The organism is Stagnihabitans tardus, from assembly GCF_009925085.1.
In the GTDB taxonomy this organism is placed as follows: domain Bacteria; phylum Pseudomonadota; class Alphaproteobacteria; order Rhodobacterales; family Rhodobacteraceae; genus Stagnihabitans; species Stagnihabitans tardus.
Map to the genome: position 1 here is coordinate 45,723 of NZ_JAABNR010000001.1, position 23,949 is coordinate 69,671.

The window sequence follows — 23,949 nt, forward strand, 5'->3', positions numbered from 1 at the left end:
CGCCTCCTCAGCCGATCCGGCCGGTGATATAGGACTCGGTGCGCGGGTCCTTGGGGTTGGTGAAGATCGTGCCGGTCTCGCCATATTCCACCAGGTGACCCAGGTGGAAGAAGGCCGTGCGCTGCGAGACGCGGGCGGCTTGCTGCATCGAATGCGTCACGATCACCACCGAGAACTGCGAGCGCAGCTCGTCGATCAGCTCTTCGACCTGGGCCGTGGCGATGGGGTCCAAGGCCGAGCAGGGTTCGTCCATCAAGAGAACCTCGGGCGAGGTCGCGATGGCGCGGGCAATGCACAGTCGCTGTTGCTGGCCGCCGGAAAGCCCGGTGCCCGGCGATTGCAGGCGGTCCTTGACCTCGTTCCACAAAGCGGCCTTGCGCAGGCAGCTTTCCACGACCTCGTCGAGTTCCGCCTTGGACCGGGTCAGACCGTGGATCTTGGGCCCGTAAGCCACGTTGTCATAGATCGACTTCGGGAAGGGATTGGGCTTTTGGAAGACCATCCCCACCTTGGCGCGCAGCTGCACCGGATCGACGCGGGGGTCGTAGATATCGGCCCCGTCCAGCAGGATCGAGCCCGAGACCTTGGCCGAAGCCACCGTGTCATTCATCCGGTTCAGGCAGCGCAGGAAGGTCGACTTGCCGCAGCCCGAGGGCCCGATGAAGGCCGTGACATTCTTGGACAGGATATCGACATCGACATCCTTCAGGGCATGGTTCGTGCCATAATGGACCTGCACCTTGCGGGCTTGGATCTTGATGGTTTCGGCGGCCACTTCGCGCTCCAGTTTCATTTCGATCACCGACATCTTCTTACCACCGACGTTCATATTTGCGACGCAGATAGATTGCGGCTGCGTTCATCACCACCAGGAAGACCAGGAGGACGATGATCGCCCCCGAGGCCCTTTCGACAAAGCCCGGGTCGCCGCGCTGAGTCCAGTTGTAGATCTGCACCGGCAAGGCGGCGGCGGGGTCGAAAAGCCCCTGCGGCGGCAGTCCGGGGAAGTCCTTGACGAAGGCCACCATGCCGATCAGCAACAGGGGCGCGCTTTCACCAAGCGCCTGGGCCAGGCCGATGATCGTGCCGGTCAGGATGCCGGGCGCGGCGAGCGGCAGGACGTGATGGGTCACGGTCTGCAGCTTGGACGCCCCAACCCCCAGCGCCGCATCGCGGATCGAGGGCGGCACGGCCTTCAGCGCGGCACGCGTCGGGATGATGATGCGCGGCAGGGTCATCAGCGTCAGCACCAGGCCGCCCACGATGGGGGCCGACTGCGGCAGGCCCGCAAAGTTGATAAAGATCGCGAGGCCGAGGATACCATAGACGATCGAGGGCACCGCAGCCAGGTTGGCGATATTCACCTCGATGATATCGGTGAAGGTGTTCTTCGGCGCGAATTCCTCGAGATAGACCGAGGCCGCGACACCGATGGGCAGGGCCAGGCACAGGACGATGACCACCATGTAAAGCGAGCCAAGGATGGCCACGCCGAGACCCGCGGCCTCGGGTCGCTTGTCGGAGGCATCCGACATGGTCAGGAAACCCGGGTTCAGCTTGACCGCGATCACGCCCGCATCGCGCAGCTTGTCCGCCAGGGCCAGCTTTTCGGGCGAGGTGTTCTTGTCGCGCGAGGCGGTCTCCATCGTGACGCGGCCCTTGAAGTAGCCGTCGATCCGGCCATTGGCCAGGGCCTGGAACTGGATCGTCTGGCCGACCAGCGCCGGATTGGCCAGCACCATGTCGCGCAGGCTTGCACCCGCCTGCTCCGAGATCATGTCGCCCAGTTCCTTGGGCTTGACCTCGTGAGCGATGCCCTTGGCCTCGATCTCGGCCGCGAAGGCCTTGTCGATCAGCTTGCCGTAGCCGATGGTCGTGACCTTGGCCATTTCGACCGGGTCGAGCTTGCCCGACTTGTCCAAGGTCGCCGCATCCAGCGTCACCGGGAAGGTGATGAAGGTCTGCTTGAAGGCCGGCAAGCCGGCCGAGAAGATCGAGACCAGGAGCCAGACCAGGGCGGCCAGCGCCAGGGTGATGGCGGTCAGGCCATAGGCACGGAAGCGGCGCTCGGCGGCGTTGCGGGCCTTGGTGCGCGCATCGGGCATGAGCAGCGGGTGATCGGTCATGTCGGTCATTCGTATTGCTCGCGATATTTGCGCACGATGATCAGCGCGACGATGTTCAGGCACAGCGTCAGGGTGAAGAGCGTCAGACCCAGCGCAAAGGCCACGAGGGTCTCGGGCGAGTTGAACTCGGTGTCGCCGGTCAACTGGCTGACGATCTTGACCGTGACCGTGGTCATGGCCTCGAAAGGGTTCAGCGAAAGCTGGGCGGCCGCACCGGCGCCAAGGACCACGATCATGGTCTCGCCGATGGCCCGGGAGGCGGCCAGGAGGATGGCGCCGACGATCCCCGGGAGGGCTGCGGGCAGCACGACCTGGCGGATGGTCTCGGACGGCGTGGCGCCAAGGCCCAAGGACCCGTCGCGCAGGGACTGCGGCACGGCATTGATGATGTCGTCACTCAGCGAGGAGACGAAGGGGATGACCATGATCCCCATGACCAGGCCCGCCGTCATGACCGAAGACGAGGAATTGCCGATCCCCATCGGAATGGAAATCCAGTCGCGCAGAAGCGGGCCCACGGTGACCAGGGCGAAAAGGCCATAGACGATGGTGGGAATGCCCGCCAGGATCTCGATGAGGGGCTTCACATAGGCCCGGGTGCGCTTGGAGGCATATTCGGCCAGGTAGACCGCCGAGAAGAGCCCGATCGGCACGGCCACGGCCAGCGCGATGGCCGAGACATAGATCGTGCCCCAGATCAGCGGCCAGATGCCAAGGTCGGAGCCTCCGGTGAACTTGGGGTTCCAGGTCAGGTTGAAGAAGAAATCCCTGAAGTCGTAAAGCCGGAAGAAGTGCAGCGTCTCGGACAGAAGCGACAGGACAATGCCCAAAGTCGTGCCCACCGCGATCAGCGAGGCGCCGATCAGAAGCCACATCGACAGGGCCTCGGTCGCGTTGCGGGCGCGGAATTCAGGGGTGATGCGGCGCAGGACCAGGACCAGGCCCGCGACGGCAGCGGCCAGGGTCACGATGGACAGGCCGATGCGCGAGGTCCGCAGCGCCTCACGCGAGGCTTGGGCCGCGAGGATCGTGTCGGGGGTCGGCGCGCCGCCCTGGGCCACGCCCACATCCTTCAGCGCGGCGGCCAGGGCATCGGGCGAGGCCAAAAGCGGGGCCAGTTCGGTGCCGCGCGCCTCGAGCTGGTTCAGCCCGTCGGCGATGCGGCCCACATCGGACATGATCAGGTCCATCGTGCTGCCGTCGGGGACATCGCTGGGCTTCAGCTGCGACAGGGCCGCGCCGCGGATGGCGAAGCCCTCGAAGATCAGCCACAGGATCAGGATGACGGCGGCGGGGACCAGGACCGACATGGCGGTCAGGCGGCCATGGAAGGCGGGCAAGGAGTGCAAGCGGCGCGCATCGCCCCCGGCACTGGCCACGGCGCGGGTCCGGGCAACAAGGTAACCGGCCGTCGCAAGGGCCAGAAGGATCAGGGAAAGCAGGCCGATGCTCATGGCGCGGTCTCGAATTGAAGGAAGCGGGAGGGCGCAGACCGCCCTCCCGCCAGGGTCTTATTGCAGCGGAGCCATCACTTCTTCGGCGTCGATCATGGCGCGAACCTTCTCGACTTCCGGATCCGCGACCAGGCCATAGGCCACCAGGGCGCCATCAGCGCCGACCATGTCCTCGGACAGGAAGAACTGGAGATATTCCTTCAGGCCGGGGATCACGCCGATATGCTGCTTCTTCACATACATGAAGAGCGGGCGCGACACCGGGTAGTCACCCGAAGCGATGGTCTCGACCGAGGGGACCACACCGTTGATCGTGGCGACCTTCAGCTTGTCGGTGTTGTTCTCGTAGAACGAGAGACCGAAGACGCCGACGGCCTGCTTGTTGGCATCCAGGCGCGAGAGGGTCTCGGTATAGTCGCCGTCGATCTCGACCTGGACACCATCGGTGCGCAGGGTGTGGCAGGCCTTCAGCGCATTGGCGCCCTTTTCCTTGTCGTCGGCGCCTTCGGCCGTGGCGAGGTAGAGGTCATAGGCGCCGGTGGCCTTGCAGCCTTCTTCCAGGAGCTTGATGTCGAAGACTTCGCGCGTGCCGTGCTTGGAGCCGGGGATCAGCATCAGGATGTCTTGCGCCGGGAAAGCGGCGTCCACATCGGTCCAGGTCTTGGCGGCGTTGTCAGCCAGGGCGCCGTCCTTGGCAACCTTGGCGCCGATGGCCGAGTAGACGGCCGCCGGGGTCAGGGCGAAGTCGGGGCCAGCGATGTCCGAGGCGAAGACGATGCCGTCATAGCCGATGCGGATTTCCATGATGTCGGTCACGCCATTGGCGGCGCAGGTGTCGATGTCCGACTGCTTGATCTTGGAGGAGGAGTTGGCGATGTCGATCGTGTCTTCGCCGACGCCCTTGCACAGGGCCGCACGGCCCGCGCCCGAACCGCCACCCTCGACCACCGGGGTCGGGAAGCTGCCCTGCTCGCCGAAGGCTTCGGCGACGATGGTCGCATAGGGCAGAACGGTCGAGGACCCAGCGATCTGCAGCTGGTCACGGGCCGAAGCCACGACGGTCGAGGCCGCGAGGATCGCCAGGGCCGAGACGGAAACTTTGGTGAAAGACATGAGCATCTCCAAGTGATCCGGTGACCGTGTGTCACCGTTGAGGCCCGTCTAATGCGCCTCGACTGCGCTTTTGCGACGGATTTGTAACAGTCTCATGACAGCGCCCTGCCCCGGCCCGGATTTTGTCACCCCGGGGCAAGGTCCGTGACAGGCCCGGCCTGATGGAACCGGCCAGGGGGCGAGACCCGATCCGGGAAGATCCTGGAACATGTGGAAAAGGCGCGGCAATCGCGGGAGGGCTTCAGGGCCTTGCAAACCTGGGCGCATGAAAGGCCCGGGGGCCTGGCGCCCCCCTCAGCCCATCGGCAAGAGCAGGGTAAAGGTCGAGCCCCGTCCGATCTCGCTTTCGATCACCAGCTTGCCGCCGTGGCGATGGGCGATGTGCTTGACGATGGCCAGGCCAAGCCCCGTGCCGCCCTTCTCGCGAGAGCGGTGGCTGTCGACGCGGTAGAATCGCTCGGCCAGGCGCGGCAGGTGGTGCGATTCGATGCCCTCGCCCTGGTCGGTCACCGCAAAACGCAGGAGCGGCCGGCGCGGCCCCTCCTCCACGGCCAGGCGCGCGGTCACCACCTTGTCCGCCCCGCCATACTTGATCGCATTCTCGATCAGGTTGGTGGCCACCTGGGTGATCTGGTCGGGGTCCACCGCGATCTCGATCGGCTGGTCGAAGCCCTGAAGGTCCAGCTTGACCCGCGCAGTCTCGGCCTGGGGGCGCAGGGAATGGGCGGCGGAACGGATCAACAGCGTCACGTCATGGCGGTCGGTCGGTCGCTGGCGCTCTTTCGTCTCGACGCGTGACAGGTTCAGAAGGTCGCGCACCAGGCGGACCATGCGCTCGGCCTCGGTCTGCATGATGGCGAGGAACCGGTCGCGGGCGGCGGCATCCTCGCGCGCGGGGCCGCGCAGGGTCTCGATGAAGCCCAGGACCGAGGTCAGGGGGGTGCGCAGCTCATGGCTGACATTGGCGACGAAATCGCGGCGCATCTGGTCCATGCGCTCGCGGTCGGTCAGGTCCTGGAAGGTGCAAAGCACGAAATCCCCAACCTTGGCCGCCGTCATGCGGTGGATGACCTCGTGACTGGCGCGGGGAATCACGTGGCGCGCCTCGGACCGGCGGCCAGCCCAGGCCTCGGCGATGGCCGTGAGAATCTCGGGGTGGCGCAGCACGAAGGCCTGGTGGCGCCCGGCGATCCCCGCGCCCAAAAGCGCTTCGGCTGCCGGATTGGCCCCCACCAGCCGCTCATCCCGACCGACAAGCAGCGCAGGATCGGGCATTGCGGCCAGAAATTCGCGCAGGAAGGCCTCGTTCGGCATGGTTTTTTACTTTCCGTTCGTTAAACTATTGTGACTTGTGAAGCCCAGTTGAGCGGTTCATTTCGCCTGTAGCGACCAAAGCATGGAAGTTTTGTGACCGCAGGTTGAAACTTCCCGAGCCACAAGATGATTCGACCATGACCAAGCCCCCCGTCGTCCTTTATCCAAGACTTGCCGAACTTCCCGCCCTGCGGGAAGAGCGCGTTCTGGCCCTGGATTGCCAGGAGCTCTTGGCGCCCAAGGGGCCGATCCCGCTGACCCATGCCGTGATGCGCCCCAGCAGCGACCTTTCGGCGGCACTCTTGGCCGAGTTGCGCCCTGACCGCATCGTCCTGCCGCTGTTCACCGGCAGTTGCGATGCAATGACCGTGGTCGAGCAGCTCGAGGCGCTGCGCTATGCGGGCAAGATCGTGGTAATCGCCCCGCCCCTGCCGAAACCGACCCTGGTCGAGCGCGAGTTGCGCGGCGCTGGGCCGGGTGACCGGCTGACCCTGGTCACGCCATAGCGGCCTCGGCGCCAAGCTCCTGCATCGCCCGCGCGCCACGGCGAAAGCTGTCGAGCCGGGCTTCGTGGGAATGGGTCATGCCGGTCAGGATGACCTCGTCGGGGCGGTGACGGGCGATGAGCTCGGCCAGCCGCGCCCTGATCGTCTCATCGGATCCCACGGCAGAGCAGCCCAGGACCTTTTCGACCTCGGCCCTCTGGGAGGCGGGGATCTCGGAGAGATCATGGGTCGGCGCCGGAAGCCGCCCGGGCCGCCCCTGGCGCAGCCGCGCAAAGGCCAGGAGCTGGGAGGAGCGCAGGAACTGGGCCTGCGCATCGGTCTCGGCGGCGCAAAGCCCGATGGCCATCATGGCATGGGGCGCGCTCAGCCATTGCGAAGGGCGGAAATGGGTGCGGTAAAGGTAGAAGGCCTCGTCCAGCTGGAAAGGGGCGAAGTGGCTGGCAAAGGCGTAAGGCAGGCCCAGATGCGCCGCGACCTGGGCGCCATAGGTCGAGGAGCCGAGGATATAGAGCGGCACCTTGGCACCCTCTCCGGGGAAGGCATGGATGCGGGCCTCGGGGTGCGGGTCGTCCAGGTAGTGCAAGAGCTCGACCACGTCTTGCGGGAAATCATCGGGGTCCATGGCGCGGCGGAGGGCCCTTGCCGTGGCGCCATCGGTTCCGGGCGCGCGGCCAAGGCCAAGATCGATGCGGCCGGGGTAAAGCGCCTCGAGCGTGCCGAATTGCTCGGCGATGACATAGGGCGCGTGGTTGGGCAGCATGATGCCCCCCGCGCCGACGCGGATATGCTTGGTGGCCGCCGCGACATGGCCGATGACGACGGCGGTGGCGGCTGAGGCGATGCCGGGCATGCCGTGATGCTCGGCCAGCCAGAAGCGGTGGTATCCCCAGACTTCGGCATGTTGGGCAAGGTCGGCGGTTTGGGCCAGGGCCTGGGCCGCGGTCTGGCCCTCGGCCACGGGGGCGAGGTCGAGGAGGGAATAGCGCATGGAAAGGACCCCTTTCAGTCCGGAGATATGCCTATTGCGCGCGGATGCAAGGGAAGACCTGCCGGGGAGCGGGCGGCGATTTCCCCGCGCAGGCCGGTCTCTTGCCGAACCCCCGGGAGGGTTTCACACCCTCCCAGACCCTCCCGTGGAATATTTGTGCCAAGCTGAAAGGGGAAGAGGCGCGGCCTTGACGGGCTTGGCCTTGGCGGATCAGGGTGCCGAAGAACGGAGCCCCCATGCGCCCATCCTTCCCGCGTTTCGCCATCTTCGCCGCCCTCCTGACCGCCGCGCCCGCCTTGGGGGAGGCCCAAGCGCCCCCACCAGAGGTGGAGTCTTTGGCCGAGGCGACCTGCAAGGCGGAGGAGTTCTGCGAGGCGACCGAGGTGCAGATGTTCCCGGACGGTGGGGCGGCGTTCCTTTGGCTGGTGGGCGGCTGCGGCGTGCAGAATTGCCCGACCCTGATCCTGGTGCAGGACGGGGGGAACTGGAGGGTCACGGACCCTGCGCTCTCCACCCCGCCGGGCTCGGCTGCCTGGCTGGAGAAGGGCGACCTGGTCTTCGAGGGTCCGACAGGTTTCACCACGTCGGGCAAGCCCCGTTGCCTCCTGTTCTGGCATTGGACGGGCACGGAGTTGCAGCAGACCGATGCCTATCTCACGTCCGAGACCTGCGCTGTCGATTAGGGAACCCGGGGTATACCCCGGGCTACGCAAGCTGCATGAGAGCGCCCCTGTCTTTCCCGGCGCTCTGTGTCCACCGCGTAGCCCGGGGTATACCCCGGGTTCGCCGCCCGGTTACTCCGCCGCCACCGAGGGGTTGTTCGGATGGGTCGTCCAGTTGGCATAATCGCCCACCTGGCGGCCCGTGCGGGGGTCGGTGGCGCCTTTGGGCATCTCGACCATGGTGATGCAATTGTCCACCGGGCAGACATTGACGCAGAGGTTGCAGGCGACGCATTCCTCGTCCTTGACCGTGAAGGTCCGGTCCGGGCTCATGGCGATGGCCTGGTGCGAGGTGTCCTCGCAGGCCGCATAGCAGCGCCCGCACTTGATGCAGTCGTCCTGGTTGATCTGCGCCTTGGTGACGTAGTTCAGGTTCAGGAACTGCCAGTCGGTGACATTGGGCGTGGCGCGGCCCACGAGGTCGGAGAGCGCGATCCCCTTGTCGTCCAGGTATTCCGACAGGCCCGAGATCATCTCCTGCACGACCTTGAAGCCATAGGTCATGGCCGCCGTGCAGACCTGCACATTGCCGGCGCCAAGGGCCAGGAACTCTGCCGCGTCGCGCCAGGTCGTGACGCCGCCGATGCCGGAGATCGGCAACCCGCGGGTCAAGGGGTTGCGCGCGATCTCGGCCACCATGTTCAGCGCAATGGGCTTCACGGCGGGGCCGCAATAGCCGCCATGGGTGCCCTTGCCGTCGATGGTGGGCTGAGGCGCAAAGAGGTCCAGGTCGACGGAGGTGATCGAGTTGATCGTGTTGATCAGCGAGACCGCATCGGCGCCGCCCCGATGCGCGGCCTCGGCGGGCTTGCGGATATCGCTGATATTGGGCGTCAGCTTCACGATACAGGGCATGCGGGAGTGTTTCTTCACCCAGCGCGTGACCATCTCGATATATTCCGGCACCTGGCCCACCGCGCTTCCCATGCCGCGTTCGGCCATGCCATGCGGACAGCCGAAGTTCAGCTCCACCCCATCGGCCTCGGTATCCTCGATGCGGTGGAGGATGTCCTTCCAGGACTCCTCGTCACAGGGCACCATCAGCGAGATCACCAGGGCCCGGTCGCGCCACTTGCGCTTGACCATCTTGATCTCGTCGAGGTTCACCTGCAGCGGGCGGTCGGTGATCAGCTCGATGTTGTTGAGGCCCAGGAGCCTGCGATCCGCCCCCCAGATCGCGCCGTAACGCGGGCCCGAGACGTTGACGACCGGAGGCCCTTCGCTCCCGAGGGTCTTCCAGACCACCCCGCCCCAGCCCGCCTCATAGGCGCGCTCGACGTTATAGGCCTTGTCGGTCGGCGGCGCGGAGGCCAGCCAGAAGGGGTTGGGGGATTTGATGCCGATGAAATCAGACGAAAGATTTGCCATTTCCGTTACCTCGTAGGGTGCGCTTCAGCGCACCGCCCCCATCAACACCGCGTGGATTTCCTCGGCCGCATCGCGCCCCTCGGCCACGGCGGTGACGGTCAGGTCCTCGCCCCCCGAGGCACAATCACCGCCCGCCCAGACCTTGCCCGCACGCTTGGCGAGCTTCTTGCCCTCCTGCGCGATGGGGGCCCCTTCCAGCGCCTGGCCGATGGCCTTGAAGACCTGGTCGGCCTTGAGCGTGAAGCTCTCGCCGCCCTTGGTGAACTCAACGCCCTCCACCTTGCCTTGGCCGATCATCCGCACCGGAGCGGCGCCGTAGATGATCTTCACCCCGGCCGAGGTCGCATGCTCCTGCTCGTAAAGCGAGGCGCTCATCCGCTCCTTGGGACCGCGATAGACCATGGTCACATTCTCGGCGCCCAGAAGCTTGGACTGGACGGCGGCATCGACCGCCGTCATGCCGCCGCCGATCACCACGACATCGCGGCCCACCGCGACCGTCGCAAGGTCCGCCTGCCGCAGGCCCGCGATGAAATCGACGGCGTTCATGACGCCCGAAAGCGCCTCACCCGGAGCGTTCAAGGCGTTCACCCCGGCCAGACCGATCCCCAGGAAGACAGCGTCGTAATCGGCCTCCAGGCCCGCCAGGGTCACATCGACCCCCAGCGTCACCCCGGTCTTCACCGTGATCCCGCCGATCTGCAAGAGCCAGTCGATTTCCCTGGCCGCGAAATCCTCGGTCGTCTTGTAGGCGGCCAGCCCATATTCGTTCAGCCCGCCAAGCTTGGCCTTGCGTTCAAAGACCGTCACCTCATGGCCCTTCATCGCCAGGCGATGCGCGGCCGAAAGCCCCGCAGGGCCGGCGCCCACCACGGCGACCCGCTTGCCCGTCGGGGCGGCCCGGGTGAAGGGATGCACCCCCTTGGCCATCAGCCCATCGGTGGCAAAGCGCTGCAGCCGCCCGATCTCGACCGGCTTGCCCTCGGCCACTTCACGCACGCAGACCTCTTCGCAGAGCGTCTCGGTCGGGCAAACGCGGGCACACATGCCGCCCATGATGTTCTGCGCCAGGATCGTCCTGGCCGCCGCATCCGGCGTGCCGGTGGCGATCTGGCGGATGAAGAGCGGAATGTCGATCGAGGTCGGACAGGCCGTCATGCAGGGCGCATCATGGCAGAAATAACAGCGGTCCGCCGCCACCCGCGCCTCATGGGCGTCGAAGGCCGGGATGTGGTCGGCGAAATTGGCCTGGATCGTGGCGGGGTCGAGGCGTGCCGCCGCGATCCCCGGTGTCAGGGGAGAATTCGTCATCATACCTCCTAAGCTGGCCAGTTGCTGGCTCTTGGGGATCAGAATGCACGGTTGAGATTTTTTATCAAACGGTAAATTTCATCGGCAGCGAAAAAACCGCGCGCCCCGCCCGCGTCGGAAGCATTCGCCGGAAATTTTTGCGGCCCGGCCTTGGCCGCTTGCGGTAACGGGATGCTTTCCCTTTGAGCAGGCCCGCGCTATACCGGGGTCCGAATTGGACCGGAAAGGCTCGCCGGGACCGCACAACAACACAGGCTAAAGAGGACTGCATGAGCAAGAATTCCCCCGATGCGGATGTCACTTTCATCGCCGCGCTGGCCGAGCTTCTGAACAAGAACGACCTCACCGAGATCGCGGTCAAGCGCGAATATGGCGAAAAGGACAGCCTTGACGTCAAGGTCGTCAAGAAGCCGCCGCAGGTGATCCAGGCGGCCCCGGTCTCCTATGCCCCGGCCCCCGTCGCCGCTGCGGCGCCTGCCGCTGCCCCCGCCGCCGCCGCTCCGGCCGCAGTGGCCCTGCCCGAAGACCCCGCCCAACACCCGGGCGCCGTGACCTCGCCCATGGTGGGCACCGTTTACCTCGCGGCCGAACCCGGTGCCACGCCCTTCGTCACCGTGGGCTCCCAGGTCGCCGAGGGTCAGACCGTGCTGATCATCGAGGCGATGAAGACCATGAACCACATCCCCGCGCCCCGCGCCGGGACGGTCAAGCGCATCCTCGCCAGCGACGGCCAGGCCGTCGAATATGGCGCGCCCCTGATGATCGTCGAGTGAGGCTTCATGGCTCAACCCATCTTTGACAAGATCCTGATCGCCAACCGCGGCGAGATTGCGCTGCGCGTCATCCGCGCCTGCCGCGAAATGGGGATCAAATCGGTCGCGGTCCATTCCACCGCCGACTCGGATGCCATGCATGTGCGGCTGGCCGATGAGTCGGTTTGCATCGGGCCTGCGTCCTCGACGCAAAGCTACCTGAACAAGGCGGCGATCATCTCGGCCTGCGAGATCACGGGGGCGCAAGCGGTCCATCCGGGCTATGGCTTCCTGTCGGAAAACGCCTCCTTTGCGCAGGCTTTGCAGGACCACGGCATCACCTTCATCGGGCCGAATGCGGAGCACATCCGCATCATGGGCGACAAGATCACCGCGAAAGAGACCGCCAAGGCGCTGGGCATCCCGGTCGTCCCGGGCTCGGATGGTGGCGTGCCCGATACGGAAACCGCGCTGAAGGTCGCCGAGGAAATCGGCTATCCGGTCATCATCAAGGCGACGGCGGGCGGCGGTGGGCGCGGCATGAAGGTCGCGCAGAACCCTTCCGAGCTGGAAGTGGCCTTCCGCACGGCGCGCAGCGAGTCGAAGGCCGCTTTCGGCAATGACGAGGTCTATATGGAGAAATATCTCCAGACCCCACGTCATATCGAAATCCAGGTCTTTGGCGATGGCAAGGGCAAGGCCGTCCATCTTGGGGAACGCGATTGCTCCTTGCAGCGCCGCCACCAGAAGGTCTTTGAAGAGGCCCCCGGCCCCGTCATCACCCCCGCGCAGCGTGCCGCCATCGGCAAGGTCTGCGCCGAGGCCGTGGCCAAGATCAACTATATCGGCGCGGGGACCATCGAGTTCCTCTATGAAAACGGCGAGTTCTATTTCATCGAGATGAACACCCGTCTTCAGGTCGAACATCCGGTGACCGAGGCCATCTTCGGCGTGGACCTGGTGCGCGAGCAGATCCGGGTGGCCGCCGGGCTGGAGATGTCCTTCACCCAGGACGACCTGGTCATCAATGGCCATGCCATCGAGGTGCGGATCAACGCGGAACGTCTCCCCGACTTCGCCCCGCGTCCGGGCAAGGTCAAGGTCTTCCACGCGCCGGGCGGGCTTGGCGTGCGGATGGATTCGGCGCTTTACGGCGGCTATTCCATCCCGCCCTATTACGACAGCCTCATCGGCAAGCTGATCGTCCATGGCCGCGACCGGCCCGAGGCCCTGGCCCGTCTGCGCCGCGCCCTGTCGGAGCTGATCATCGACGGGATCGAGACGACGATGCCGCTCTTTGACGCGCTTCTGGACGATCCGGCCATCCAGTCGGGGGATTACAACATCCACTGGCTGGAAAAGTGGCTCGCCAAGACCTATGGCTGAGACTTGGGGCCGTCCCGCAGGGGGCGGCCCTTTTCAAATCCCGGGGTGCCCCCCGGGCTACGGGTTCCGTCCAGATGCTTGCCCTCAGCCCCGAAATCCTGCTGCGCGCCTATGCGATGGGGATCTTTCCCATGGCCGAGAGCCGCGAGGCCATGGAGGTCCGCTGGGTCACGGCCGAGCGGCGCGGCATCCTGCCCATCGACGGCTTCCACATCTCGCGCAGCCTGATGCGCCACATGAAGCGGCTGCGCCCCCGCGTCACGGTCAACACCGCTTTCGACGCCGTGGTGCGGGCTTGCGCCGACCGGCCCGAGACCTGGATCAACCCGGCGATCTTTGCGGCCTATCGCGGCCTGCACCAGATGGGCCATGCCCATAGCCTGGAGGTCTGGGAGGGCGAGACCCTGGCGGGCGGGGTCTATGGCGTGGCCTTGGGAGGGGCGTTTTTCGGGGAAAGCATGTTCTCGGCCCAGGTCAATGGGTCGAAGATGGCGCTGGCCTTCCTGATGCACCGCTTGCGGGCCGGGGGTTTCCGGCTGTTTGATACGCAATTCCTGACCGACCACCTGGCCAGCCTTGGCGCCGTGGAGGTCCCGCGCCGGGTCTATGAGACACGCCTGTCAGAGGCCCTGCCCCTGCCCGCCAGCTTTCACCCGATGGGATATCCCGCAGACCCGCAGCCCGAAATCCTTCAGCCGCCTTCGGCCTCGGGCTGAGCCTCGGCCGCGGGCGCGTCGCATTGCAAGAGCCAGACGTCAAAGCGCGGATGGTCCAGCGCATTCAGCGCCGGGCTTGCCGCCAACATCCAGCCCTTGAAGACCGCATTCTCGCCATCGATGATGGTCAGATGGGCGATGGAGCCCGCAGGCTCGCCCTCCGGATAGCGGCAATCGTCCAGCGCCAGGGTCAGCCGCCCGACCGGCCCCGCCGTGCCCGTGTCGAGATGGATGTCCTCGACCTTGTCCGACAGCCGATCCAGAACCCGCAGCGTGCCCCCCGAAGCCTGCTTGGTCTCGGCCAGCGCGGGCCCTGCCAGCAGGGCCAGGAGAAGCGCCGCGCGGATCAATTGCCGGTGCTTCCGCTGTCGGCCTTGGAGCTGACGAATTTCATCAGCAAGGAAATCAGCGAGACCGCGCCTTGGGTATCCTCGATCTCATCGCCGGGGGCGAGGTAATCGGGCATGCCGCCGGGCTGCAGCTCGATGTAATTGCCGCCCAGAAGCCCCTCGGAGGAGATCAGGATCGCACTGTCGCTGGGCAGTTGGACCGAGCGGTCCACGGTGATGACCGCATCGGCCATATAGGTCTCGGGGTTGAGCGTCAGCTCGCTCAGGGTGCCGACCTTGACGCCTGCCAGCTTGACATCCGACCCCAGGCCCACGCCCTGGATCGAGCGGAACGAGGCGCGCAGCTCATAGCTGTCGCCGCCATCGGCCAGCCCCATGCCCTTGCCCGCATAGGCCGCGAAGCCCAGGGCAAGGACCAGAACCAGGGCTCCGGCCGCGATTTCCACCCGGTTCTCGGCCATGACTTACTCCGGCGACCAGGCGTCGTAATCGGCGCGGGCCACGGCCTGGCCCTTGCGGATCGAGCCGGGCGGCGCGTAAGCCGCCTGGGTCCCGGTCAGGTTTTCCAGGTGAGGCGCTTCCCAGGCCTTGTGCTTCAAGGGCGCCTTGGTCGGCGGCTCGTCCCAGGTGTGGTGCAGCCAGCCATGCCAGTCGGGCCCCACGCGCGAGGCTTCCATCTCGCCGTTGTAGATCACCCAGCGCTTCTTGGCATCGCGGCTTTGGTAATAGATGTTGCCCTCGGCGTCTTCGCCCACCTTCACGCCATGGCGGGCGGTGAAAACTTGGGTGTTCAGGGTCTGGCCGTTCCACCAGGTCAGCAGGCGCTTGATGAAGTTCATGGAGCCTCTCCGTAATCTGCCGCAAGATATGCCGGAAAGCCGGGCCAAGGTCCAGAGCCCGATACCGCAGCCTTTGACAGAATCGGCAAGCATCGGCATGGATTGGGAAATTCCAAAGGATTTGACGCAGGAGAAAGCAATGTATTTGACCATGGTCCGCGAGGCGGACAAGATTTTCGTCAATGTCCAATATGATGACAACCTGACCTGGAACCAGGCCAATGCCCTTGGTGTCGCACGCGGCCCTGGCTGGCTGCTCGCCTGCATCCAGAACCAGGCCGAACAGGATGCGGTGATGACGGTCCTGTCGGGCAAGGCCTGGATCGGGCTTTACCAGGAGGGCGCAGGCGTCGAGGAGCCCGGCGGCGGCTGGGCCTGGGTGGATGGCACCTGGGTCTCTGACTACCAGAATTGGTACACGGGCGAGCCCAACAACTTCGGCATCGAAGACAATGGCGAGATCTACACCAATGGGCATTGGAACGACATCCCCGACAATGTGGCCACGAACAGCGTGGCGGTCTACCAGGTCTCGGCCTTGACCGGATTCACGCTGACGGGGGGCTATGGCACGGACCGGCTTCTGGGCGGCGACGGGGCCGACACGATCTTCGCCCGGGCAGGCAATGACGTGATCCTTTCCGGGGATGGCGATGACCAGGTCTCGGGAGGATCGGGCAACAACCAGATCGAGGGCGGGCTTGGCCGCGACACGATCTCCTCGGGGGGCGGGTCTGACACGATCACCGGCGGCGCGGGGGCTGATCTTCTGATGGCGGGCTCGGGGGCGGATGTCTTCGTCTATGAGGCGGCCTCCGACAGCACCAGGGCCGCGCAGGACCGAATCCGCTATTTCAACGATGCGGCCGATGTGATCGACTTCACCGCCCTCTCGGACAGGTTGCATATCAGCGACACGATGGGCTTCCACGGCGAGGCGGGCGAGATCGTCCTGCGCCAGCAGGCGAAAAAGCTCTTCGTCCTGCTGGATATCGATGGCAATGGCCAGGCCGACCTGACGCTGCAACTGGGCGGGACGCATCACCTGACCGCGGCGAACTTCCTGATCGACCTGCTGAGCCAAAGCTGATCCTTGACGCCAAAGAGGGGGGCTCTCGGCCCCCCTTGCCTAGGCGCAGGCACAGGAATTTCTGCGCTGACCCCGTTCCAACCGCTTGACGAAGCAAGGGCAGGACTGTAGCTCTGCGCTCATTGCGGGTGTAGCTCAATGGCAGAGCAGCAGCTTCCCAAGCTGAATACGAGGGTTCGATTCCCTTCACCCGCTCCAAGCTTCCCCCGTCAGAAACCGATGCGATTTGGTCCTGCCATGCAGGCGCCCGTTGCCCTTTCTCGCCCTTTCGGCTAGTCAGCCCCCATCCATCACGGGAGATTTGAGATGAGCGAAATCAAGCGGATCGGCGTTGGCGCGCGGATGTCGGAAGCGGTGTGCTACAATGGCGTGGTCTGGCTGGCGGGCCAGGTCGGCGAGGGCGCCTCGGTGGCCGAACAGACCCGCGATTGCCTGGCGCAGGTCGACCGCATCCTGGCCGAGGCCGGCACCGACAAGACCCGGATCCTGTCGACGCAGATCTGGCTGGCCGATATCTCGACCTTTGCCGAGATGAACGCGGTCTGGGATCAATGGGTCCCGGCGGGCCACACCCCCGCGCGCGCGACGGGAGAGGCGAAATTGGCCGCTCCGAAATACCTGGTCGAGATCATCGTCACCGCCGCCCTGGCGTGACGGTCGCAGGGGGGCTGCCTGCCCCCCTTACCCCCCCGGGGGGTATTTGGGCCAAATTGAAAGCCAAAGCGCGCCCGGATCTCCGCGGCGCGCTTTTTCATGGGGGATTCCGATGGTGGCGCGCCCGAGACGGGCGCCCCGCACCCGCCCGAAGAGCGGGAGTTTCACACCTCCGCACCCGTTGCAAGAAGCGGGGGTTTCACACCCCCGCACCCCCGTGGGATATTTGTGCAAGTATGAAAGACGGATCTGGGGAGAGGTCTTGTGTCAGATCCGAGTTCGCGGCGAGGTCAAAAGCACAGCCGCTCCTGACCTTTCACACGGAACCAAATATCCCCGCCGGAGGCAATGCGCCGAGCCGGTTGGGCCGCAGGCCCAGAGGCGAGATGAAACAGTGAGGGCCCCTTGGGGCCCTCTCCTTTGGATCAGCTGCGGGCCCAGGCGACCAGGGCGGCGGTCGAGCCGTCCTTGCCTTCGGTCCCCGCGCGGCCTTCCAGCATGGGTTGCAGGGCCAGCGCCAGCTCCTTGCCGAGTTCCACCCCCCATTGGTCATAGGAGTTGATGCCGAGGATCACGCCCTCGACAAAGACCCGGTGTTCGTAAAGCGCGATGATCTGGCCGAGCGTGAAGGGCGTCAGTTGCTCATAGGCCAGGGTCGTCGAGGGGCGGTTGCCCGGGAAGACGCGGTGGCGGGCCTGGCGTTCCAGCTCGGCCCCGGTCAGGCCCTTTTTCGCCATGATCGCCGTGGCCTCCTCCAGCGAGCGGCCGCGCAGAAGCGCCTCGGACTGCGCCAGGCAGTTCGACACCAGGAGGAGATGCTGATGCGCCAGCTCGGGCTCGTGGCCCTTCTTGGCCACCAGGAACTCGCAAGGAACCACGCGGGTGCCCTGGTGGATCAGCTGGTAGAAGGCGTGCTGGCCATTGGTCCCGGGCTCACCCCAGACCACGGGGCCCGAGGCATAAGGCAGGTCCGCGCCATCCATCGACACGCGCTTGCCGTTGCTCTCCATCTCCAGCTGCTGGAGATAGGCGGGCAGGCGCGACAGGCGCTGGTCATAGGGCAGCACGGCGCGGGTCGCATGGCCGCAGACCTGATTGTGCCAGAGCCCCACCAGCGCCAGAAGCACGGGCATGTTGCGGGCGAGCGGCGCGGTGCGGAAATGGTCGTCCATGGCGCGGCCACCGGCGAGGAAGGCGTCGAAGGCCTCCGGCCCCACGGCAAGCGCGATGCCGAGGCCGATGGGGCCCCACATCGAATAGCGGCCACCGACCCAGTCCTCAAACCCGAAGACCCGGGCGGGGTCGATGCCATAGGCCGTGGTCTTGTCCAGGGCCGTCGAGACAGCACAGAACTGTGCGGCAGGGTTCGCCACCGCCTTGGCCATCCAGGCCTTGGCGGTATTGGCATTGGTCATGGTCTCGATCGTGGTGAAGGTCTTGGAGGCCACGATCACCAGGGTCGTCGTCGGATCAAGACCCTTCAGCGTATCGGCGATATGGGCGCCGTCGACATTCGACACGTAATGCAGGCGCGGGCCATTGGCATAGGGCGAGAGCGCAATCGTCGCCATGGCGGGGCCGAGGTCGCTGCCGCCGATGCCGATGTTCACCACATCGGTGATCGCGCCCCCCTGCCCCTTGAAGGACCCGTCGCGCACGGCGCGGACGAAGTCATACATCCGGGCGCGGACCGCGCGGACCTCGGGCAAGACGTCTTTCCCATCGACCGTCACCACGGCCTGATCCCCCGCCCGGAGCGCGGTGTGCAGGACGGCGCGGCCCTCGGTCTCGTTGATCTTTTCCCCGCCGAACATCGCGGCGCGCTTGGCTTGCAGGCCCGCATCCTCGGCCAGCGCGAGGAGAAGCCCCAGGCCCGTCTCGTCGATATTGGTTTTCGAATAGTCGAAGATCATGCCATCGGCGCTGACCGAGAAATTCTGCGCGCGGTGGTTCTGGGCGCCATGGCCGAAGAGGCTCAGGATCGGGCGGGAGGCCACCTTGGCGTGGTGGTCGAGAAGCGGCTGAAACTTGGTCATGTCAGGCGGCCCAGTGAACAGTGGCTTGGGGGAGGACGGCGGCCACGGGGGCCTCCGTCGGCGAAAGGGTCAGGGCGCGCTGATAGGCGTCAAGCTTTTCCGGCCCGGTGATCAAGATGTGGATGTGACGCGCCTGTTTTAGGACCGGCGCCGTCAGGGTGATGCGGGGCTCTCCGGCGGCCTCGGCCCGCAGGGCCATCAGGACGGGGGCATTGCCCGCCAAGGCCTGGGCGAGCTTGTCGGCGCCGGGGAAAAGGCTCGCCGTGTGCATATCGGCGCCCATTCCCAGAAGCAGGCTGGTGATCGGCAGATGGGGGATTATGCCCTCGGCCAGCTTGTCCAGGGACTCTTCCGGCGTCTCGGTGGGCGCATAAAGTGGTACCAGGCGGGCCCGGGCGGCTTTGGCCACCAAAAGGCGTTCCTTCAGGAGCCGCGTGTTGGAGCGGGAGGACTCTTCGCCCACCCAGCGCTCATCGTTCAGCATGACGGCGACGCGGGGCCAATCGAGATCTTCTTGGGCCAGCGCATCGAAGATGGGCCCGGGCGTCGTGCCACCGGGGACCGAGAGCGTGGCCGCCCCCTTGGAGAGCGCGGCGCGGAGTTCGCCTGCGATGGTCTGGCCAAGGCCCGCCATCAGGGCCTCGCGGGAAGGATACTCCTTGAAGCTCATTTGATTTCCCGCCAGCGGCGGCCGTCGCGGTGCATCAGCATCAGGGCATCCTCGGGGCCCGAAGAGCCCGGGTCATACCCCTGGGGCTTGTCGCCGCGCGATTCCCAGCCGTTGATGATCGGATCGGTCCAGGCCCAGGCGGCCTCGACCTCGTCGCCGCGCATGAAGAGCGTCTGGTTGCCCCGGATCACGTCCATGATCAGGCGCTCATAGGCGTCCGGCACATCCTCGGCCTCGACCCCGAGCGCATCGGCGAAGGTCATGTCCAAGGGCACCTGCATCAGGCGCATGCCGCCGGGGCCGGGCTCCTTGATCATCACCATCAGGTTCATGCCTTCATTCGGCTGCAGCCGGATGACGAGGACGTTTTCCTTCCAGCCCTTCTCGCCGTCGAAGATCGAATGCGGGGGTTCCTTGAAGTGGATGGCAATCTCCGAGCTGCGCGCCCGCAGCCTTTTCCCCGTGCGCAGGTAGAAGGGCGTGCCCTTCCAGCGCCAGTTCGCAATCTCCACCTTCATCGCGATATAGGATTCGGTCTTGGAATTCGCATCCTCGCAATGTTCCAGGTAGCCGCCCTCGCCATTGCCCGCGAGATACTGGCCCCGGACGATGTTCTGCGGCGGAACCGGCTGAAGCGCCCGGATGACCTTGACCTTTTCATCCCGCACGGCGTCGGGGTCGAAGTGATAGGGCGGCTCCATCGCGATCAGGCACAGAAGCTGCATCAGGTGGTTTTGCACCATGTCCCGCATCGCGCCCGACTTGTCGTAATAGGCGCCGCGACCGTTGACCGACACGGTCTCGCCCACCGTGATCTGCACGTGGTCGATGTATTGCGCCTTCCAGATCGGCTCGAAGAGGATATTGGCGAAGCGCACCGCCATCAGGTTCTGCACCGTCTCTTTGCCGAGATAGTGGTCGATGCGGTAGATTTGCGCCTCGGTGAAATACTTGGCCAGCACCTCGTTCAAGGCGCGGGCCGAGGCCAGGTCGCGGCCAAAGGGCTTTTCCACCACGATGCGCGACCAGGCGTCGGTGATGCCGTGGGAATGGAGCCGTTCCGCCAGGTCGGGGAAGATCGAGGGCGCGACGGAGAAGTAAAACGCCCGCACCACGTTTTGGCGGAGGGTGGATTTCAGAAGCTCCCAGCCGCCCTCTTCCTTGGCATCGACCGCGACATAATGCAGCCGCGCGAGGAAGGCCGCGATCTGCGCGGGGTCCTGGCGGTCCTTGGCGACGAATTCGACCAGCGCCGCCTCGATGAAGGCGCGGAATTCGTCGTCGGAATACTTGGCACGGGCCGCGCCGATGATCCGGCTGTCGACATTCATCTGCCCCGCCAGGAAGCGACGGTAGAGACCCGGAAAGATCTTGCGGCGGGCAAGGTCGCCCGTGCCCCCAAAGATCACCAGGTCGAAATTATCCACTGGAATGACGCGGGAGACCATCCGAACCTCGCTTGCCTGACGCCGTTAGCGCTAACGGACACCGTTTTAACCCCGATTGCCCGTCCTGTCTAGCAAGACCATGCCCGGGGCGAAAGCAATGGATTACGCGGGCGAAGTTAAGCCCGGTCTAACGTCCAGGCAGGGCACAAGGGCGACGATCCGCCCTGTCCTTCCCCCAGCGCGGGCTTGCGGAGAGAGATATTCTCTAATCACGACAAAAATAGACGATATTCTTCTCTTGCTAAACACGACAAACTTGGTGGACATTTCAGGAATACGCCGCAAGGCGAATCTCTGACACGTTTCCATGGAGAAGATCATGCTGACGACCATCATCCTGGCGGGCACCGTCACGGCCCAAGGCGACAAGGTGGCCGAGCGCCCCGACGGCCGCGTCACCATCTCGACCGGCGCGCGCCACCTGACCGGCTGGCCGGTCCTGCGCCACCTGCGCACGGGTGTGGCGGCGCTGGTTCTGGGGCTGGCAAGCCTCGTTGCGGCCCCCCAGGCCGAGGCCGAAGCGCTGTTGAACGTCAGCTATGACCCGACCCGCGAGCTTTATGCCGAGATCGACGCGGCCTTTGCCACCTGGTGGGAAGCCCAGGGCAATCCGAAGCCGGAAATCCAGGCGAGCCATGGCGGTTCGGGCTCCCAGGCCCGCGCGGTGATCGAGGGGCTGAATGCCCAGGTCGTGACCCTGGCGCTCGCCGCCGATATCGACAAGATCGCCAAGGAGGGCAAGCTGGCCAAGGATTGGCAGTCCAAGTTGCCGCACAACTCCTCGCCCTATACCTCGACCATCGTCTTCCTGGTGCGCGAGGGGAACCCCAAGGGGATCAAGGACTGGGGCGACCTGGTGGCGGATGGCGTCGAGGTGATCACGCCGAACCCCAAGACCTCGGGCGGGGCGCGCTGGAACTACCTGGCCGCCTGGGCCTGGGCGCAGAAGAACGGCCAGGACCCGCAGGAATTCGTCAAGGCGCTCTATACCCATGTGCCGGTGCTGGACAAAGGCGCGCGGGATTCGACCACGACCTTCACCCAGCGCGAGATCGGCGACGTGCTCCTGGCCTGGGAGAACGAGGCTTACCTGGCGCTGAAGGAATTGGGCGATGATCAATATGACATCGTCGTCCCCTCGGTCTCGATCCTGGCCGAGCCGCCGGTCGCGGTGGTCGATGCCAATGTGACGCCCGAACAGCGCCCCCTGGCCGAGGCCTATCTGAACTTCCTCTATACCCCGGAAGCCCAGGCCATCATCTTCAAGAACTTCTACCGCGGCTGGGACACGTCCAAGGCCGATCCGGCCGACGTGGCGCGCTTCCCGCAGCTTGACCTGGCCACCATCGCCGACTTTGGCGGCTGGGCGCAAGCGCAGAAGACCCACTTCGCCGATGGCGGCATCTTCGACCAGATCTACACCGCGCAATGATCGTTCAACGTTCCCCCATGCCGGGCTTCGCGCTCGGCCTGGGGGTCACACTGACGATGCTGTCCATCGTCGTGCTGATCCCCATCGTGGCCCTCTTCGTCGAGGGCTTTTCGGCTGGCCTGCCCGCGCTTTGGGGCTCTGCGACCTCGCCGCGCGTGGCGGCATCGCTTTGGCTGTCCTTCCGCCTGTCGCTGATCGCCGCCGTGATCAATCTCGGGCTTGGCCTGGTCTTGGCCTGGGTCCTGACGCGCTACCGCTTCCCGGGGCGGCGCATCCTGGACGCGGCGGTCGATCTGCCCTTCGCCCTGCCCACCGCCGTCGCGGGCATCGCGCTGACCGCGCTTTACGCCCCGAACGGCGCCTTTGGCAGCCTTTTCAAGGAAATGGGCGTCAAGATCGCCTATACCCAATGGGGCATCCTGATCGCCCTGATCTTCGTCGGCCTGCCCTTCGTCACCCGCACCGTCCAGCCCGTGGTCGAGGAAATCGAGCGCGAGGTCGAGGAGGCCTCGGCGACCCTCGGCGCCTCGCGGTTCTACACCATCCGCCGGGTCATCCTGCCGCTCTTGATGCCCGCCGCCCTGACCGGCTTTGGCCTCTCGCTGGCCCGGGCGGTCGGCGAATATGGCTCGGTCATCTTCATCGCGGGCAACCTGCCCTTCAAGACCGAGATCGCGCCGCTTTTGATCGTGATCAAGCTCGAGGAATACGACGACCCCGCCGCCGCTGCCATCGGCATCGCCATGCTGGCCATCTCCTTCGGGCTTTTGCTCATCATCAACCTCGTCCAGATCATCAGCCGCCGGAGGATTGGACATGTCTGACACCGTCATCTCGCATGTGACCTCTGAACCCCGGCCGGTCCGGGCCGCGCTGATCGGTTTCGCCGTCCTGGCCATGGCACTTCTGGTCGGCGCGCCGCTGATCACGGTCTTTGCCGAGGCCCTGACCGATGGCCTGCCCGTCGCGCTTGAAAGCCTCTCGCATCCCGAGGCGGTGGACGCGATCCGGCTGACGCTGATCGTGGCCGCCGTCTCGGTGCCCTTGAACGCCATCTTCGGGATCGCCGCCGCCTGGACGATCACCAAGTTCCAGTTCAAGGGCAAGGCGCTCCTGCTGACGCTGATCGACATTCCCTTCTCGGTCTCTCCGGTCGTCGCGGGTCTTTGCATCGTCCTGACCTTCGGCGCCAATTCGGCCTTCGGCGGCTGGCTGGTGGCCAATGGTTTCCCCGTGGTCTTCGCCCTGCCCGGCATCATCCTGGCCTCGATGTTCGTGACCTTCCCCTTCGTCGCCCGTGAGATCATCCCGGTGATGATCGAACAGGGCCGCTCCGAGGAAGAGGCCGCCCTGACCCTGGGCGCATCGGGATGGCGGGTTTTCTTCACCGTCACCCTGCCCAATATCCGCTGGGCGCTTCTGTATGGCGTTCTCCTCTGCAACGCCCGCGCCATGGGGGAATTCGGCGCCGTGGCCGTCGTCTCGGGCAAGATCCGGGGCCTGACCGCGACGATGCCGATCTCCATCGAGATGCTTTACAACGAGTACCAATCGGTCGCGGCCTTTTCGATGGCCGCTGTCCTGGCCCTCCTGGCCCTTGTCACCCTCGCGCTGAAAACCCTGTTGGAATGGCGCTATGCCAGCCAGCTTGCCGCCAACCGTCGCCACTGAGGT

Annotated in this window: 24 protein-coding genes and 1 tRNA gene; 11 read left to right on the forward strand and 14 right to left on the reverse strand. The window is 65.5% G+C overall.

What is annotated here, in order from left to right; translation table 11 throughout:
• Positions 1-7: 7 nt before the first annotated feature.
• The 5 genes from pstB to GV832_RS00255 all read right to left on the reverse strand — a co-directional run bounded on the left by pstB (position 8) and on the right by GV832_RS00255 (position 6,007).
• Entirely contained in the window at positions 8-808 is an 801-nt protein-coding gene (gene pstB, locus GV832_RS00235; protein WP_290427066.1) for a phosphate ABC transporter ATP-binding protein PstB, read from the reverse strand.
• Positions 809-812: 4 nt separating this feature from the next.
• Positions 813-2,135 (reverse strand): phosphate ABC transporter permease PstA, encoded by a 1,323-nt coding sequence (gene pstA / locus GV832_RS00240; protein WP_168772812.1) that lies wholly within the window; start codon positions 2,133-2,135, stop codon positions 813-815.
• Positions 2,132-3,580 carry a phosphate ABC transporter permease subunit PstC gene (pstC, locus tag GV832_RS00245; protein WP_168772813.1) on the reverse strand — a complete coding sequence of 483 codons (1,449 nt, stop codon included), beginning with the start codon at positions 3,578-3,580 and terminating at the stop codon, positions 2,132-2,134. The genes pstA and pstC overlap by 4 nt, the downstream gene beginning before the upstream one ends.
• A gap of 57 nt (positions 3,581-3,637) precedes the next feature.
• A complete protein-coding gene (locus GV832_RS00250; protein WP_168772814.1) occupies positions 3,638-4,693 on the reverse strand; it encodes a substrate-binding domain-containing protein in 1,056 nt (351 codons plus the stop codon).
• Between the two features lie 294 nt (positions 4,694-4,987).
• Entirely contained in the window at positions 4,988-6,007 is a 1,020-nt protein-coding gene (locus GV832_RS00255) for an ATP-binding protein (RefSeq protein WP_168772815.1), read from the reverse strand.
• A 137-nt stretch (positions 6,008-6,144) separates the two neighbouring features.
• Between GV832_RS00255 and GV832_RS21865 the strand changes: the two genes are divergently transcribed.
• Complete coding sequence (locus tag GV832_RS21865; RefSeq protein WP_227754151.1) at positions 6,145-6,513, forward strand: hypothetical protein; 369 nt, start codon at positions 6,145-6,147, stop codon at positions 6,511-6,513.
• Here the strand turns inward: GV832_RS21865 and GV832_RS00265 are convergent.
• Positions 6,503-7,501 (reverse strand): LLM class flavin-dependent oxidoreductase, encoded by a 999-nt coding sequence (locus GV832_RS00265; RefSeq protein WP_168772816.1) that lies wholly within the window; start codon positions 7,499-7,501, stop codon positions 6,503-6,505. The two genes, GV832_RS21865 and GV832_RS00265, sit on opposite strands and share 11 nt — an antisense overlap.
• Before the next feature lie 236 nt (positions 7,502-7,737).
• Here GV832_RS00265 and GV832_RS00270 point away from each other — a divergent pair, with 236 nt between their 5' ends.
• A complete protein-coding gene (locus GV832_RS00270; protein WP_168772817.1) occupies positions 7,738-8,184 on the forward strand; it encodes a hypothetical protein in 447 nt (148 codons plus the stop codon).
• 111 nt (positions 8,185-8,295) lie between these two features.
• Here the strand turns inward: GV832_RS00270 and preA are convergent, their stop codons facing one another.
• Together preA and GV832_RS00280 are read right to left on the reverse strand one after the other, a co-directional pair.
• Positions 8,296-9,591: an NAD-dependent dihydropyrimidine dehydrogenase subunit PreA gene (gene preA / locus GV832_RS00275; protein WP_168772818.1), complete on the reverse strand. Its 1,296-nt coding sequence runs from the start codon at positions 9,589-9,591 to the stop codon at positions 8,296-8,298.
• A gap of 24 nt (positions 9,592-9,615) precedes the next feature.
• On the reverse strand, positions 9,616-10,902 hold the full coding sequence (locus tag GV832_RS00280; RefSeq protein WP_168773103.1) for an NAD(P)-dependent oxidoreductase: 1,287 nt from the start codon (positions 10,900-10,902) through the stop codon (positions 9,616-9,618).
• Between the two features lie 269 nt (positions 10,903-11,171).
• Here GV832_RS00280 and accB point away from each other — a divergent pair, with 269 nt between their 5' ends.
• The 3 genes from accB (at position 11,172) to aat (ending at position 13,756) form a co-directional block, all read left to right on the forward strand.
• On the forward strand, positions 11,172-11,675 hold the full coding sequence (gene accB / locus GV832_RS00285) for an acetyl-CoA carboxylase biotin carboxyl carrier protein (protein WP_168772819.1): 504 nt from the start codon (positions 11,172-11,174) through the stop codon (positions 11,673-11,675).
• An 18-nt stretch (positions 11,676-11,693) separates the two neighbouring features.
• A complete protein-coding gene (gene accC / locus GV832_RS00290) occupies positions 11,694-13,040 on the forward strand; it encodes an acetyl-CoA carboxylase biotin carboxylase subunit (RefSeq protein WP_168773104.1) in 1,347 nt (448 codons plus the stop codon).
• Positions 13,041-13,114: 74 nt separating this feature from the next.
• Positions 13,115-13,756 (forward strand): leucyl/phenylalanyl-tRNA--protein transferase, encoded by a 642-nt coding sequence (gene aat / locus GV832_RS00295; protein ID WP_168772820.1) that lies wholly within the window; start codon positions 13,115-13,117, stop codon positions 13,754-13,756.
• On the opposite strand, the gene GV832_RS00300 is transcribed toward aat, so the two are convergent.
• Genes GV832_RS00300 through GV832_RS00310 form a run of 3 tightly spaced genes read right to left on the reverse strand, consistent with a single transcriptional unit; the run spans position 13,732 to position 14,945 of the window.
• On the reverse strand, positions 13,732-14,106 hold the full coding sequence (locus GV832_RS00300; RefSeq protein WP_227754153.1) for a DUF2155 domain-containing protein: 375 nt from the start codon (positions 14,104-14,106) through the stop codon (positions 13,732-13,734). The genes aat and GV832_RS00300 overlap by 25 nt on opposite strands.
• Positions 14,103-14,567 carry an outer membrane lipid asymmetry maintenance protein MlaD gene (mlaD, locus tag GV832_RS00305; protein ID WP_168772821.1) on the reverse strand — a complete coding sequence of 155 codons (465 nt, stop codon included), beginning with the start codon at positions 14,565-14,567 and terminating at the stop codon, positions 14,103-14,105. Before mlaD ends, GV832_RS00300 begins: the two co-directional genes overlap by 4 nt.
• A gap of 3 nt (positions 14,568-14,570) precedes the next feature.
• On the reverse strand, positions 14,571-14,945 hold the full coding sequence (locus GV832_RS00310; RefSeq protein WP_168772822.1) for an NADH:ubiquinone oxidoreductase subunit NDUFA12: 375 nt from the start codon (positions 14,943-14,945) through the stop codon (positions 14,571-14,573).
• 139 nt (positions 14,946-15,084) lie between these two features.
• On the opposite strand from GV832_RS00310, the gene GV832_RS00315 reads away from it, so the two are divergent.
• The 3 genes from GV832_RS00315 (at position 15,085) to GV832_RS00325 (ending at position 16,689) form a co-directional block, all read left to right on the forward strand.
• On the forward strand, positions 15,085-16,035 hold the full coding sequence (locus GV832_RS00315; RefSeq protein ID WP_168772823.1) for a M10 family metallopeptidase C-terminal domain-containing protein: 951 nt from the start codon (positions 15,085-15,087) through the stop codon (positions 16,033-16,035).
• Between the two features lie 124 nt (positions 16,036-16,159).
• Positions 16,160-16,233: transfer RNA gene (locus GV832_RS00320), tRNA-Gly, on the forward strand.
• A gap of 108 nt (positions 16,234-16,341) precedes the next feature.
• A complete protein-coding gene (locus tag GV832_RS00325; RefSeq protein WP_168772824.1) occupies positions 16,342-16,689 on the forward strand; it encodes a RidA family protein in 348 nt (115 codons plus the stop codon).
• A 425-nt stretch (positions 16,690-17,114) separates the two neighbouring features.
• Here GV832_RS00325 and pgi read toward each other — a convergent pair whose 3' ends face one another.
• The 3 genes from pgi to zwf are packed head-to-tail and all read right to left on the reverse strand — an operon-like array spanning position 17,115 to position 20,843.
• Entirely contained in the window at positions 17,115-18,725 is a 1,611-nt protein-coding gene (gene pgi / locus GV832_RS00330) for a glucose-6-phosphate isomerase (RefSeq protein WP_168772825.1), read from the reverse strand.
• Between the two features lies 1 nt (position 18,726).
• The gene (pgl, locus tag GV832_RS00335; RefSeq protein WP_168772826.1) at positions 18,727-19,395 is read right to left on the reverse strand and encodes a 6-phosphogluconolactonase; all 669 of its coding nucleotides are present in this window, start codon (positions 19,393-19,395) and stop codon (positions 18,727-18,729) included.
• Complete coding sequence (gene zwf, locus GV832_RS00340; RefSeq protein ID WP_168772827.1) at positions 19,392-20,843, reverse strand: glucose-6-phosphate dehydrogenase; 1,452 nt, start codon at positions 20,841-20,843, stop codon at positions 19,392-19,394. The genes pgl and zwf overlap by 4 nt, the downstream gene beginning before the upstream one ends.
• Before the next feature lie 319 nt (positions 20,844-21,162).
• Here zwf and GV832_RS00345 point away from each other — a divergent pair, with 319 nt between their 5' ends.
• Genes GV832_RS00345 through cysW form a run of 3 tightly spaced genes read left to right on the forward strand, consistent with a single transcriptional unit; the run spans position 21,163 to position 23,946 of the window.
• Positions 21,163-22,275 carry a sulfate ABC transporter substrate-binding protein gene (locus tag GV832_RS00345; RefSeq protein WP_168772828.1) on the forward strand — a complete coding sequence of 371 codons (1,113 nt, stop codon included), beginning with the start codon at positions 21,163-21,165 and terminating at the stop codon, positions 22,273-22,275.
• The gene (cysT, locus tag GV832_RS00350) at positions 22,272-23,099 is read left to right on the forward strand and encodes a sulfate ABC transporter permease subunit CysT (protein ID WP_168772829.1); all 828 of its coding nucleotides are present in this window, start codon (positions 22,272-22,274) and stop codon (positions 23,097-23,099) included. The genes GV832_RS00345 and cysT overlap by 4 nt, the downstream gene beginning before the upstream one ends.
• Positions 23,092-23,946 carry a sulfate ABC transporter permease subunit CysW gene (gene cysW, locus GV832_RS00355; protein ID WP_168772830.1) on the forward strand — a complete coding sequence of 285 codons (855 nt, stop codon included), beginning with the start codon at positions 23,092-23,094 and terminating at the stop codon, positions 23,944-23,946. The genes cysT and cysW overlap by 8 nt, the downstream gene beginning before the upstream one ends.
• Positions 23,947-23,949 lie beyond the last annotated feature (3 nt).